Source organism: Pseudomonas sp. P4_C3, from assembly GCF_056402075.1.
Genome location: NZ_JBFUIC010000121.1, coordinates 1 through 14,478 on the forward strand (window position 1 = coordinate 1; position 14,478 = coordinate 14,478).

At 60.2% G+C, this 14,478-nt stretch carries 10 protein-coding genes; 5 read left to right on the plus strand and 5 right to left on the minus strand.

The window, feature by feature from the left end; genetic code table 11:
• The 3 genes from AC1DVH_RS18625 to yjiA form a co-directional block, all read left to right on the plus strand.
• Nucleotides 1–1,438, plus strand: a 1,438-nt coding sequence (locus AC1DVH_RS18625; RefSeq protein ID WP_477755046.1) for a carbon starvation CstA family protein, incomplete at its 5' end; no start/stop codon positions are given.
• A gap of 15 nt (nt 1,439–1,453) precedes the next feature.
• Nucleotides 1,454–1,651 carry a YbdD/YjiX family protein gene (locus AC1DVH_RS18630; RefSeq protein ID WP_007895266.1) on the plus strand — a complete coding sequence of 66 codons (198 nt, stop codon included), beginning with the start codon at nt 1,454–1,456 and terminating at the stop codon, nt 1,649–1,651.
• 162 nt (nt 1,652–1,813) lie between these two features.
• Entirely contained in the window at nt 1,814–2,788 is a 975-nt protein-coding gene (gene yjiA / locus AC1DVH_RS18635) for a GTPase (protein ID WP_477755047.1), read from the plus strand.
• A 131-nt stretch (nt 2,789–2,919) separates the two neighbouring features.
• Here the strand turns inward: yjiA and AC1DVH_RS18640 are convergent, their stop codons facing one another.
• From AC1DVH_RS18640 to AC1DVH_RS18660, 5 genes are all read right to left on the minus strand, one after another.
• Nucleotides 2,920–3,603, minus strand: coding sequence for a GntR family transcriptional regulator (locus AC1DVH_RS18640; RefSeq protein WP_477755048.1), 684 nt, complete (start codon nt 3,601–3,603; stop codon nt 2,920–2,922).
• A 25-nt stretch (nt 3,604–3,628) separates the two neighbouring features.
• On the minus strand, nt 3,629–4,333 hold the full coding sequence (locus AC1DVH_RS18645; protein WP_477755053.1) for a FadR/GntR family transcriptional regulator: 705 nt from the start codon (nt 4,331–4,333) through the stop codon (nt 3,629–3,631).
• A gap of 48 nt (nt 4,334–4,381) precedes the next feature.
• Nucleotides 4,382–5,695, minus strand: coding sequence for a C4-dicarboxylate transporter DctA (locus AC1DVH_RS18650; protein WP_477755049.1), 1,314 nt, complete (start codon nt 5,693–5,695; stop codon nt 4,382–4,384).
• A gap of 340 nt (nt 5,696–6,035) precedes the next feature.
• Nucleotides 6,036–7,289: a serine hydroxymethyltransferase gene (gene glyA / locus AC1DVH_RS18655; protein ID WP_477755050.1), complete on the minus strand. Its 1,254-nt coding sequence runs from the start codon at nt 7,287–7,289 to the stop codon at nt 6,036–6,038.
• A 253-nt stretch (nt 7,290–7,542) separates the two neighbouring features.
• Nucleotides 7,543–11,391, minus strand: a complete 3,849-nt coding sequence (locus AC1DVH_RS18660) for a sensor domain-containing protein (protein WP_477755051.1) — start codon at nt 11,389–11,391, stop codon at nt 7,543–7,545.
• A gap of 288 nt (nt 11,392–11,679) precedes the next feature.
• On the opposite strand from AC1DVH_RS18660, the gene ettA reads away from it, so the two are divergent.
• Complete coding sequence (gene ettA, locus AC1DVH_RS18665; RefSeq protein ID WP_477755052.1) at nt 11,680–13,344, plus strand: energy-dependent translational throttle protein EttA; 1,665 nt, start codon at nt 11,680–11,682, stop codon at nt 13,342–13,344.
• Between the two features lie 153 nt (nt 13,345–13,497).
• Nucleotides 13,498–14,478: Glu/Leu/Phe/Val dehydrogenase dimerization domain-containing protein (locus AC1DVH_RS18670; RefSeq protein ID WP_477755054.1), on the plus strand; the 981-nt coding region annotated here is incomplete at its 3' end.

Consider the following 14,478-nt stretch of genomic DNA (forward strand, 5'->3'; position numbering starts at 1 on the left):
CGCTACATCCCGCTACATCCGTCCGGGTCGCATCGGTGAAATCTCGGTGATCGGCGTGCTATTGCTGCTCGGTTCGATCTGGCTCGGCGGGCAGATTGCCGCGGATCCGGTGTGGGCCAAGGCGTTCAGCTTTACCGGTATCCAGATCACCTGGATGCTGATCGGTTACGGTTTTGTCGCGGCGGTGTTGCCGGTGTGGCTGATTCTGGCACCCCGTGACTACCTGTCGACCTTCCTGAAAATCGGCACCATCGTCGCCCTGGCCATCGGCATYCTGRTGACCATGCCCGAGCTGAAAATGCCGGCCCTGACCCAGTTCATCGACGGCACCGGCCCGGTRTGGAAGGGCGGKCTGTTCCCGTTCCTGTTCATCACCATCGCCTGTGGCGCGGTGTMGGGTTTCCACGCGCTGATCGCCTCCGGGACCACGCCGAAACTGCTGGATAACGAAACCAACGCCCGCTACATCGGTTACGGCGGCATGCTGATGGAATCGTTCGTGGCGATCATGGCCATGGTCGCCGCGTCGGTGATCGAACCGGGTGTGTACTTCGCCATGAACAGTCCGGCTGCGGTTGTCGGCGGGGATGTGGTGGCGGTAGCAACAGCGGTCAGCAACTGGGGCTTTGCCATCACGCCGGAAGCCCTGCAAGCGGTGGCCCACGACATCGGTGAAACCACCATCCTGGCCCGTGCCGGTGGTGCGCCGACCCTGGCGGTCGGTATCGCGCAGATCCTGCACAGTGTTCTGCCGGGTGAGAACACCATGGCGTTCTGGTACCACTTCGCGATCCTGTTTGAAGCGCTGTTCATCCTGACCGCGGTCGACGCCGGTACCCGTGCCGGGCGTTTCATGCTCCAGGACTTGCTCGGTTCGTTCGTGCCGGCCCTGCGCCGCACCGAATCCTGGACTGCCAACCTGATCGCTACCGCCGGTTGCGTGGCCATGTGGRGCTGGTTGCTGTATCAGGGCGTGATCGATCCGCTGGGCGGCATCAACACCTTGTGGCCACTGTTCGGTATCTCCAACCAGATGCTGGCCGGTATCGCGCTGATGCTCGGCACCGTGGTGCTGATCAAGATGAAACGCCAGCGGTATGTCTGGGTCACCATGTTGCCGGCGGTGTGGCTGTTGATCTGCACCACGACAGCGGGCTTCATCAAGCTGTTCGACGCTAACCCGGCGATCGGCTTCCTGTCGCTGGCCAGGAAATATAGCGATGCCTTGGCCAACGGCCAGATCCTCGCCCCGGCCAAGGACATCACCCAGATGCAACACGTGATCTTCAACGCCTACACCAATGCAACGCTGACCGCGCTGTTCCTGTTCGTGGTGTTCAGCATCCTGTTCTATGCGCTCAAGGTCGGTATTTCCGCCTGGGGTAGCAAAGAACGTACGGATAAAGAAGCGCCATTCCAGGCGCTGCCGGAAGCGTGATCGAGGATTTGCACCATGTTCAATGACCTGAGTCGCCTCGGTAAATACCTCGGTCAGGCCGCGCGCCTGATGGTCGGCATGCCCGACTACGACAACTACGTCGAGCATATGCAGACCAAGCACCCGGACAAACCGGTGATGAGCTATGAGATGTTCTTTCGGGAGCGTCAGGAAGCCCGTTACGGTGGCAAGGGTGGGCCGAAGTGTTGTTGATCCGCTTGTCGGATTAACGGCAATACCTGTGGGAGCGAGCTTGCTCGCGATRGCGGATTGTCAATCAACAGTGATGTTGAATGTTAAGCCGCTATCGCGAGCAAGCTCGCTCCCACATTTGTTTTGTGTTGTTTTTTCTCTGTGTGAAAAAGGAGATCCAGTTTGTCCTCTCCAATCCCCGTAACAATCCTCAGCGGCTTCCTCGGCGCTGGTAAAACCACCCTGTTGCGCCACCTGCTCAAAGCCGAGCACGGCCTGAAAATTGCCGTGATCGAGAACGAATTCAGCGATGCCGGTATCGATACCCAGTTGTTGGGCGACGAGCCTGTGCAAGTGATGACGCTGTCGAATGGCTGCGTCTGCTGCACCATCCACACCGACCTGACCAAGGCCTTGTACCTGCTACTTGAACGCCTGGACAGCGGCGACATCGCCTTCGACCGCCTGGTGATCGAATGCACCGGCCTGGCCGACCCGGCGCCCGTGGCACAAACCTTCTTCATCGACGAAGAACTGCGTGAACGCTATATCCTCGACGGCATCATCACCCTGGTCGATGCCGCCCACGCTGATCTGCATCTGACCCAGACCATCGCCCAGGCACAGATCGGTTTTGCCGACCGCTTGCTGGTGAGCAAGCGCGATCTGGTGGACGAGCCAACCTTTACCGCGCTGAGCGAGCGCCTGACCCGTATCAACCGTCGAGCGCCGATTCGCGTGGTTGACCACGGCAGGATCGACCTGGCTGAACTGCTTGATGTCCGCGGTTTCAACCTCAATGCAGACCTCGGTGGCGGCGTGAGTTTGCGCCCGCTCAGCCAGGCTGCTCCGTCCATGGACCGCATTTCCAGCCTGGTGCTGCGCACCGACAAGCCGCTGGATATCGACAGGCTCAGCGAGTTCATGAATGAGCTGCTGGAAGACCATGGCAAGCAACTGCTGCGCTACAAAGGTGTGTTGAATATCCTCGGCGAATCGCGTCGCATGGTGTTTCAGGGTGTGCTGAAGCTTTATGGTTTCGACTGGGATACAGAGTGGGCTGAAGAGGAAGTGCGCGAGAGCGTGATCGTGTTCATTGCCGATGACTTGCCGGAAGAAAAGATTCGCGAGGGGTTTGCGCGGGTGGCGGCGGATTAAAGTCAGAAGTTGCAGCGAGCCTTGAGCCGCCATCGCGAGCAGGTCGGATCGCCGCACCGTCGCTCCCACATTTGAAGTGCAGTCCCCTGTGGGGGCGAGGCTGCTCCGGGCGGCGTTCCGACGAAAGCGGACTAACCTGTGGCACAGTTTTGGTCCAGTGCCGATGCAGGGCTCAGCAACAAATCTTCCAGATAATCCAGATGCCGGTTGAGCACGGCTTGCGCCGTCGCGGCGTCTCCTCGCTCCAGCGCATCCAGAATCTCCATGTGCTCCACGCAATAATCCTTCTGCGGCAGATCAAACTGCGCAATCGCCAACGAAGTCAGCGCTACCAGGCTCTCAAGAAAATGCGCCAACGGTGCATTCCCCGCCATTTGTGCCAACTGCAGATGAAACTCTCCCGACAAACGAATTCCCCGTCCACGCTCGGTGCATTGACGCTCGCTATCGACCAGCGCCCGCAGTTGCTTCAGGTCTTGCGCGCAGGGTCGCTGACAGGCCAGCCGCACCAGCAAGATCTCGGCCAGACGCCGGGCATGCAGTGTCTGCCGGGTCTGCTCGGCATCAAGCTCGGCGACGCGGGGACGATGGTTGACTCGAAGAATGATGATCTGCTGATGGGACAGTCGCGTCAGCACATCACGCATGTCGCTGCGCCTTGCACCGAACATCTGCGCCAGGCTTTCTTCCGTAAAGCGACTGGCCGAATGGATGCGCTGTTCGAAAATGGCATCGAGGACTCGTGAATACAGATCATCCACCGAAGGGCGGACGGGCAGGGTGGCGAGCGTTTGTGGCGAGGCGAAGCTGTTCATGGCCAATCTCCAGTTCGAAGAGGTTTCAACTGCCGAGGTTGTCTTCCGGGATGTTCAGTTCGATGCCCATGCGCTGGCCTTCGCGCAAAATGTGCCGACGCATCTCGGCGCTGGCCTGGGCGCTGTTCTTGCTGCGGATCGCCCGCACCACCGCTTCGTTTTCTTCAAGGCGCTCAGCCAGATGCTCCGGGGAGTTGCGCAACACTTCGGCGCTTTGCTTGAGGGCATTGCTGGTTTGCTGGACCACGCTCTGGAAGATCGGGTTCGACGTCAGCGTGAACAGCTCTTCGTGGAACGCGATGTAGGCGGTTACGCCGGCTTCACTGTCATTGGCCTCCAGGGCTTCGCGCATGTCCATCAAGGTCAGGCGCAGTTGCCCGACTTCCTTGCTGCTGATGGACTGCGCCACGAGGCCGACGATGAACGGCTCCAGCGTGTAGCGCAGTTGCAGCACGTCTTCCAGGCTCGCTGCGGCCACTGCACTGTCATGCGTCTGGCTGTCGGCGAGATTGGCTTCGAGCACCACCACGCCTTTGCCCGGCATCGAACGCACCAGGCCGAGGGTTTCCAGGACGATGACCGCCTCACGCAGGCTCGGGCGGCTGATGCCCAGTTGTTCGGCCAGTTCGCGTTGCCCCGGCAGCATTTCGCCGGAGCGCCACTGACCACGGGCCAAAGCGGCCCGAAGTTTTTCTACCACTGAGTTGACGACGGTTGATGAGGTAATCACTTGCTTGCTCCATGAGCCGTGCCTGCGGTCGGCAGGCACGGCGGTCATTCAGAATTCTTTGGCTGCCGCTTGAGCAACCGGTTTTCTCGGCTGGAAGGTATAACCCGCCTGGCCGGAAAGTACCTTGTTCGCCCGCTGCACATCGATGTCCTTTTCCCACCGCGCGATGGCGACGGTCGCCACACAGTTGCCGATCAGGTTGGTCAACGCCCGGCCGATCCCCATGAACCAGTCCACGGCCAGCACCAGCACCAGACCCACCACCGGAATGGCCGGAATGGCTGTCAGGGTGGCCGCCAGGATCACCAGCGCCGAGCCTGGAATACCGTGGGCACCCTTGGAGGTGATCAACGACACCAACAGAATCGTCAACAGGTCGGTCATCGCCAGCGGCGTGCCGGTGGCATTGGCGATGAACACAATGGCCAGGGTCAGGTAGATCGAGAAACCGTCGAGGTTGAACGAGTAACCGGTAGGTATCACCAACCCGACCGTCGAACTGCCGATGCCCAGGTGCTCAAGCTTGCGCATGATTTGTGGCAGCACGGCATCGGAGGACGCGGTGCCCATGACGATCAGCAGTTCTTCGCGCAGGTACTTGAGCAACGGCCACATCTTCAAGCCAGAGAGGCGCATCACCAGGCCGAGAATCAGGGCCACGAAGGCAGTACAGGTCAGGTAGAACAGGCCGACCAGGCTGCCCAGGTGTTGCAGCGAGTCCAGGCCATATTTGCTGGTGGTGAAGGCGATCGCGCCGAATACACCGATGGGGGCCAGTCGCACGATCATGCCCATGATGCGGAAGATCACATGGCTGAGTTCATTGATCAGACGCGAAATACCCGATGCCGCTTCTCCCACCAGATTCAGTGCACTGCCGAACAACACTGAAAACAGCAGGACCTGCAGGATATTGTTATCGGCAAAGGCACCGATCACCGAAGTCGGAATCAGGTCCATCAGGAACTGTGTGGTGGTGTGCATGTGCTGACCGCGCTGGGCAATGTCGCCCATATCGGCTGTGGAAAGCTGCTCCAGATGGATGTTCGCGCCGCTGCCGATGCCAGTGCTGAAGGCGAACACCAGGCCAATCACCAGGGCGATGGTGGTCAGCACTTCAAAGTAGATCACCGATTTCAGGCCGATTCGGCCGACCTTCTTCAGGTCGCCGGCACCGCTGATGCCGCTGACCACTACGCAAAACACAATCAGGCCGATGAGCATTTTGATCAGCTTGATAAAACCGTCACCGAGCGGTTTGAGCTGAGCGGAGTATTCGGGAAGGGTCAGCCCGCAGACGATGCCGAGCACCAGTCCGAGAACCACTTGGAGGAAGATTGAACGCGAGCACCATCTGAGCATGGGAGGAATCCTGGTCGGTGTCCTGGCTTCCGTGTGCGGGGCACATCAGATTCAGGACTTAATTATTGTGGTCTTACCGGTATGTCCAGTGCAGGCGCAGTCTAGGCGCTATTTTTGGGTGTTCGCAAGTAAAAATTAGAAAATTGGCATGACCGGTCTGACCAGTGGTGCTGGTCTCGTAGGAGCTGCCGAAGGCTGCGATCTTTTGATTTTGCTTTTTTGAGGATCAAAAGATCGCAGCCTTCGGCAGCTCCTACAGGTAAGCGGTGTCAATTTGCGGGCGAAAAAAAACCGGCCAATCACTTGGCCGGTTCTTCATGCTGCGGATTTAACGGGGCAATTAAGCGCCGTACACCGGTAGCTTCTTGCAGATGGCCTTGACCTTCTCACGAACGGCGTCGATCACCGCTTCGTTGTTCAGGTCAGCCAGGATGTCGCAGATCCAGCCGGCCAGTTCCTTGCACTCTGCTTCCTTGAAGCCACGAGTGGTCACGGCCGGGGTGCCGAAGCGCAGGCCGGAAGTGACGAACGGAGAGCGTGGGTCGTTTGGCACGGAGTTCTTGTTCACGGTGATGAACGCTTTGCCCAGAGCGGCGTCGGCGTCTTTACCGGAAATTTCCTGCTTGATCAGCGACAGCAGGAACAGGTGGTTCTGAGTACCGCCGGAAACCACGTCGAAGCCGCGTTCGATGAACACGCCGGCCATGGCCTGGGCGTTCTTCACCACTTGTTGCTGGTAAACCTTGAACTCAGGCTGCAGCGCTTCCTTGAAGCAGATCGCTTTAGCGGCGATCACGTGCTCCAGCGGGCCGCCCTGGGCGCCCGGGAATACGGCGGAGTTCAGTTTCTTCTCGATGTCGGCGTTGGCGCGAGCCAGGATCAGGCCGCCACGTGGACCGCGCAGGGTCTTGTGGGTGGTGGTGGTCACGACGTCAGCGAATGGAATCGGGTTCGGGTAGACGCCAGCGGCTACCAGACCGGCCACGTGGGCCATGTCGACGAACAGGTAGGCACCTACCTTGTCGGCGATTGCACGGAAGCGCGGGAAGTCGAGGATCTGCGAGTAGGCAGAGAAACCGGCCACGATCATTTTTGGCTTGTGCTCAACGGCCAGGCGCTCGACTTCGTCGTAGTCGATCAGGCCGTTGGCATCGATGCCGTACTGGATGGCGTTGTACAGCTTGCCGGAAGACGAAACGCTGGCACCGTGGGTCAGGTGACCGCCGTGGGCCAGGCTCATGCCCAGGATGGTGTCGCCAGCCGACAGCAGGGCCAGGTAAACGGCGCTGTTGGCTTGCGAACCGGCGTGTGGCTGAACGTTGGCGTAGTCGGCACCGAACAGCTCTTTGGCGCGGTCGATGGCCAGTTGCTCAACCACGTCGACGTACTCGCAACCGCCGTAGTAGCGCTTGCCCGGGTAGCCTTCGGCGTACTTGTTGGTCAGTACCGAGCCTTGAGCTTCCATCACCGCTGGGCTGGTGTAGTTTTCCGAAGCGATCAGCTCGATGTGTTCTTCCTGGCGCTGAGCTTCTTGCTCCATGGCGGCAAAAAGGTCGGCGTCGTACTTGGCAATAGTCAAATCACGGCTGAACATGGCGGTCCTCAAGGATCGGGGGCGGAAAAGGGAGGCATTCTAACCCAATGGGTTTTAGATGGCATATGAAACGGCATCATGTCGCAGACAAGTGGTGTTCATGCGTGGATAGATGGTGTTTGTGCCGGCCTCAAAAGATCGCAGCCTTCGGCAGCTCCTACCCTAAGCGGGGTAGCCGCCAGATTCTGTGACCGACATCAATCCCTGTAGGAGCTGCCGCAGGCTGCGATCTTTTCGGCAACACCACAAAACTTCAGTCGAACATGAAGAGGGCGTCGTTACTGAACTGCGCCTCAAACCGGTCCGCCGGCATCGGGCGACCGAACAGGTAACCCTGCACCTCGTCGCAACCGTGCTCCCTCAGGAAATCAAGCTGTTCGTGGGTTTCCACGCCTTCGGCGATCACCGCCAGGTTCAGGCTGTGGGCCATGGCGATGATCGCCCGGGCGATCTGCGCATCCTGCTCACCCGATGGCAGGCCGTCGACGAAGGTGCGGTCGATCTTCAGTACGTCGATCGGGAACTGCTTGAGGTAGTTGAGCGATGAGTAACCGGTGCCAAAGTCATCCACCGCGATGCTCAGCCCAAGGTTTTTCAGCCCGGCGAGGATCTGCATCGCCTCGCTGACTTCGCGCATCAGGATACTTTCGGTCAGCTCCAGTTCCAGGCACGCCGGCGGCAGGCCGGTTTCCTTGAGAATGGTGGCGATTCGCGTGCCAAGCTGGCCATCGGAGAACTGCCGCGCCGAGATGTTCACCGACACCTTCGGCACCCGTACCCTGGCCTGATGCCAGGCCTTCAGTTGGCGGCAGGCTTCGCTGATCACCCAGTCGCCGACATCCACCACCAGCCCGAGCTCTTCGAGCACCGGAATGAAATCCCCCGGCGGCACCAGACCGCGGCGTGGATGGCGCCAGCGCAACAATGCCTCGGCACCGGTCAGGCGCTTGCCGTCGCCGCTGAACTGCGGCTGGTAATACAGCACGAATTCGTTCTGTTCCAGGGCATGGCGCAAGTCGCTTTCCAGCTCCAGTCGCTCCAGGGCGCTGGCATTCATGTCCGCCTGATAGAACTGGAAGTTGTTCTTGCCACGTTCCTTGGCGTGGTACATCGCCGTGTCGGCGTTCTTCATCAGCTGGCTGAGTTCGTTGCCGTCCTGCGGGCTCAGGGCGATACCGATACTGGCCGTGACGAAGAACTCGCGGCCTTCGAGCACGAACGGTTTCACCAGGCTGGCGAGAATCTGCTCGGCCACATGAATCGCCCGGTTCAGGGCGATTTCACGGTTGGCTCGTGGTTGCAGGAGCAAGGTGAATTCGTCACCGCCCATGCGCGCCACGGTGTCGTCATCGTCGACGCAACCGAGCAGGCGCGTGGCCATTTCCTTGAGCATGCGGTCGCCGGCGGCGTGGCCCAGGRAGTCGTTGATCGGCTTGAAACGGTCGAGATCGAGGAACATCAGCACCACCCACGACTTCTGCCGTTCGGCCGATTGCAACGCCGTGTGCAGGCGATCCTGGAACAGCGATCGGTTGGGCAGGTGGGTCAGGGCGTCGTAGTAGGCAAGGCGGTGAATCCGCTGTTCGCTGGCCTTGCGCTCGCTGATGTCGCTGAAGAAACACACATAGCTGGCCAGGTCGCCTTCGTCATCGAGTACGGCGGTGATCCCGACCCAGGCCGGGTAGTGCTCGCCATTGCGACGCTTGAGCCAGACTTCGCCTTCCCAGGTGCTGTGCTGGGCCAATTGCTTGAGGACGTAACGCAGATGGGATTCCTGTTGCTCGTCGACGGTCAGCATGTTCGGCAGCTGGTCGAGGACCTGCTCCACGGCATAGCCGCTGACACGGCTGAAGGCCTCGTTGGCCTGGACGATGTAGCCGGCCGGGTCGGTGATCAGGATCGCCGAGGTCGAGTGTTCGAATACCGTGGCGGCCATGCGCAAGTCTTTTTCCGCCCGGCGTTGCTGGCTGATGTCGCGGCCGACGCCGAGCACGCCTTCGAACGTACCGTGTTCGTCCCAGACCAATACCAGGCGCAGTTCGATCGGGATCTTGCGCCCGTCGGCCCGCAGGCAATCGAACAGGAACAGTTGGGTTTGCACCTGGCTGCGCAGCAGCGCCAGTTGGTCCGGCTGATCCAGCGCTTTGCTGACCCGGTCCATCAGGTGGTAGATGCCGGTCAGTTGTTGCGGGTTGGCGATGGTCGATTGCCAGCCGTTCTGGAAAATCCACTCGGCGTCGTAACCCAGCACCGCTTGCACGGAAGGGCTGACGTAATTGAGGTTCAGGCGGCTGTCGGTGGAGAAGATCACGTCGCTGATGCTTTCGGCGAGCATCCGGTAGCGCTGTTCGCTGTCGCGCAGGGATTCACTGGCTTCAAGCTGATCGGTGATGTCCTTGGCCACGCCGATGATCCGCGTGACCTGATCGTCCTTGTCCCGCGCCAGTGCCTGCTCGCGAATCTCGAAGCGTCGCCACTGGCCGTCCCGATGACGGAAGCGCAACTGGCACTGCATCAATTGGCGATAACCGGCCTGGCGCTGGACCTGGCGGGAGCGATGGTAATAGTCGGCGTCTTCGGGGTGCAGGAGGATTTCCCAGAAGTATTCGCCCATCTKGTGCAGTTCGGTGCGGTTGTAACCCAGTGTCTGGCCCAGATGATGGTTGCTGTAGATCATGCGCTGGCTGAAAACATGCTGCACATACAGGTGATCCGGTACGGTGCGCACCACGTCCGACCAAAACCCTTCGCGCTCCTGCAGTGACAATTCGATGAGCTTGCGGCTGGTGATGTCGGTGATGCTCAGGATCACTGCGTTATAGTCGTCCTGGGTTTGCGGCAGGCGCAGCACCAGCCATAGATGCTGGTCGCGACCGCTGGCATCCTGCAGTTTGATTTCCAGCTCAAGCAGTTGCTGCYGGTTGAGCATCGCGTCGAGCACCTGGTTGCCGATGGCGGCGCCGTCCTGCGGATGGCCGTCGATCAGCAGTTTCCAGGCTTTGTCAGCGCTATCGACATTAAGCAGTTGCAGTGCGACCTGGTTGACCTCGGAGATCCGCAATTCCTTGAGCAATTGCCGGCGTTGTTCCGGGATCGCCAGCCACGCTTGCAGTTGCTCGCTGCCCTGCAGTTGTGCCTTGTCGAAAAAGACCTTGAGCCCGGACATGTCGAGGACGCACAAGGCTACGCCGGTGCCTTCGAAAATGTCCTGATAACGCCGGCGGCCTTCGCTCAATTGGCGCTGACGCCGGCGCATGTTCAGCAAGGCGATGAACGGCAGCATGGAAAACGCCAGGCCCAGCAGACATTTGCCAATGAACGCCGGCAGCAGCTCTTCCAGCACGCGCTGGCGGTCGAACAAGCCGCGCAGTTGCCAATCGCTGCTGCTCAGCGCAACGGTCAGCACGCTGTTGGCGACATCGTCCTCGGTCAGCGTGCCCGGATTGACCGAGGGCAGCGCATCGTCGCGGCTGATGATCTGATGATTGATGCGGTTCTCCACCAGCCACAATGGGCGGCGGCCGGCCTCGCTTTGCTTGATCAAGGACGAAAAGAAGGCGGGGGGCAGACGCAAGACCCAATAGCCTCGGGAACTGCCGCTGGCCTGATGCAACAATAGATGCACCACGGAGCCGTCGGTGGCGTTGCTGAAGTAGTGCGTCTGGGCGTGGCTGCGGCGTATCAGTTCACCCAGGTAGCCGCTGTCATCGCTGTCGGGAGCGCTGTCACTGATGACTCTTCCCGAGGGGCTGAGCAACGCCAGGCTGCGCAGATCAGGCAGCGACTGTTGCAGCTTGCGCAGCAGCGCCTGCAGCTCATCGGCGTCCTGCGGTTGCTCGACGATCGGCAACAGGTTGAGGGCGATCTGCGCGTTGAGCGCCATGTTCAGGCTGACCTGCGCGGCTAGATCGGCGGTGTAATCGATGGTGTATTGACGCTGGTTTTTCTGGGTTTCGCGCAACTGATCGAGCAATTGCCAGAACAACAGGGCCAGCAGCAATAGTGCAAGTGTCGCCAAGGTGCCCTTCAAGGTCCCGCGCAGGGGGGAGCCGGGCGCTGTGGCCGGCTCACTGGAAGTCAGGGGCGGAGGGGCTTTGGACAAGCTGTAATCCTGCGGTTTGGCTGGACTGGCGCGACGTGCACTATAAGCCGGACGCCCGAAGGGCGGCTAGCATGCCTTGAGTTGTGGCGAAGTGCCAGTCCCTGCCCGTCGGCTGGACTGCCATCTGTCATTAAGGTAGCTTTGCCGGTTACGCGGGAGCGTTCCAGCTCCTAGACTCAGACTTTTTCAGCGCGCACGTATTGATAGCCTCAAGCGAGCGACGCGCACGGTCTGGCCGGGCATCGCCTGCGCTCCAATCATTCATCAGTCACTGACCCTAGGTTCTCCATGGCTCAATACGTATTCACCATGCATCGGCTGGGCAAAGTTGTTCCGCCGAAGCGGGAAATCCTGAAAAATATTTCTCTGTCCTTCTTCCCCGGCGCCAAGATCGGCGTGCTCGGCCTCAACGGTTCGGGTAAGTCCACGTTGCTGAAAATCATGGCCGGCGTCGACACCGAGTTCGAGGGCGAAGCCCGCCCAATGCCGGAGCTGAACATCGGTTATCTGCCACAAGAGCCGATCCTGGACCCGACCAAAACCGTGCGTGAAGTGGTCGAGGAAGCGGTCAGCGTGATCAAGAATGCCCAGGCTCGCCTGGATGAGGTCTACGCGGCTTACGCTGAAGAAGACGCCGACTTCGACAAACTGGCGGCCGAACAGGCCAAGCTCGAAGCCATCCTGCAAGCCAGCGACGGTCACAACCTGGAGCGCCAGCTGGAAGTCGCCGCCGACGCGTTGCGTCTGCCGGCCTGGGATGCCAAGGTCGAAGTTCTGTCCGGTGGTGAAAAGCGTCGTGTAGCCCTGTGCCGCCTGCTGCTGTCCGCCCCGGACATGCTGCTGCTCGACGAACCGACCAACCACCTGGACGCCGATTCCGTCGCCTGGCTTGAGCACTTCCTGCACGACTTCCCGGGCACCGTGGTAGCGATCACGCACGACCGTTACTTCCTGGACAACGTTGCCGGCTGGATTCTGGAACTGGACCGCGGCGCGGGCATTCCTTACGAGGGCAACTATTCGGGTTGGCTGGAAGCCAAGTCCGATCGTCTGGCTGCAGAATCCAAGCAGCAGTCGGCCCACGAAAAAGCCATGAAGGAAGAACTGGAGTGGGTGCGCAAAGGCGCCAAGGCCCGCCAGTCGAAATCCAAGGCACGTCTGCAACGCTTCGAAGAAATGCAATCCCAGGAATTCCAGAAGCGCAGCGAAACCAACGAGATCTACATCCCGGCCGGTCCGCGCCTGGGCGACAAGGTCATCGAATTCAAGAACGTCACCAAGGGCTACGGCGATCGCGTGCTGATCGACAACCTGTCGTTCTCCATGCCTAAAGGCGCCATCGTCGGCGTGATCGGCGGTAACGGTGCCGGTAAGTCGACCCTGTTCCGCATGCTGATGGGCAAGGAAACGCCGGATTCGGGCAGCATCGACGTCGGTGAAACCGTGCAGCTTGCTTGTGTGGATCAGAGCCGCGAGGATCTGGACGGCAGCAAGACCGTGTTCCAGCAGATCTCCGACGGTTCCGACCAGATCCGCATCGGCAACTACGAGATCCCGTCGCGTACCTACGTCGGTCGCTTCAACTTCAAGGGCGGCGATCAGCAGAAGTTCGTCAAGGACCTGTCCGGTGGTGAGCGCGGTCGCTTGCACCTGGCCCTGACCCTGAAAGAGGGCGGCAACGTCCTGCTGCTCGACGAACCGTCCAACGACCTCGACGTCGAAACCCTGCGTTCCCTGGAAGAAGCCCTGCTGGACTTCCCGGGCGCCGCCATTGTGATCTCTCACGATCGGTGGTTCCTTGACCGCGTCGCGACTCACATCCTGGCGTACGAAGACGACTCGCAAGCGGTGTTCTTCGAAGGCAACTACAGCGAATACGAAGCCGATCGTAAAAAGCGTCTCGGCGAAGCAGCTGCTCAGCCGCATCGTGTACGCCACAAGAAACTGGCCTGATTTCGGGTTGGTTGCATAAGAGAGCGGAGCCTTCGGGCTCCGTTTTTTTTGCGTTTTTTCAGTGGTATCGCGGTGAGTTCATCGCYGGCAAGCCAGCTCCTACAGGTATGTGGATTGCCCGAGATCCGGAAAAACTCACGGACACTGTAGGAGCTGGCTTGCCAGCGATGGCGGTGTAACTGTTGGTGCAGAACTCCGGATCAACCCGAATTCCACCAGGCTGTAGAAGAAGTCCTGCGCACTCTGTGGCCGTTTCTTGAAGCCAATCCGCATTACCTGACCTCGGGCATTCTGGAACGCATCTGCGAGCCGGAGTGGGCGCTGGTGTTTCGCGTGTCGTGGGTCGACGATCGGGGCAAAGTCCAGGTCAATCGCGGGTTCCGCATCCAGATGAACAGCGCGATCGGCCCGTACAAGGGCGGTCTGCGTTTCCACCCGTCGGTGAACATGGGCGTGCTGAAATTCCTCGCCTTCGAACAGACCTTCAAAAACTCCCTGAATTCATTGCCCATGGGCGGTGGCAAGGGTGGTTCGGACTTCGACCCCAAAGGCAAAAGCGACGCGGAAGTCATGCGCTTCTGCCAGGCCTTCATGAGCGAGTTGTACCGCCACATTGGTGCGGACGTTGACGTGCCAGCCGGGGACATCGGCGTCGGTGCGCGGGAAATCGGTTTCCTGTTCGGCCAGCACAAGCGCTTGAACAACCAGTTCACCAGTGTGCTGACCGGCAAAGGCCCAAGCTACGACGGCAGCCTGATTCGCCCGCAAGCTTCCGGTTTCGGCTGCGTGTACTTCGCCGAAGAAATGCTCAAGCGCCGTGGCCTGGCTGGCCGTTTTGGCCTGGAGTTCCGCACCGGTCAGCTGCCATGGAGCCTGAGCTGCGATATCGCGCTGCTGTGCGCAACGCAAAACGAACTGGATGTCGAAGCCGCTCGCATCTTACTGCGCAACGGCTGCATCTGTGTGGCCGAAGGCGCGAACATGCCGACCACCCTCGAGGCGATGGACCTGTTCATCGAGGCCGACATTCTGTTCGCAGCGGGCAAGGCGTCCAACGCCGGCGGCGTGGCGGTGAGCGGGCTGGAAATGTCGCAGAACGCCATGCGCCTGGCGTGGACCGGTGKCGAAGTGGAC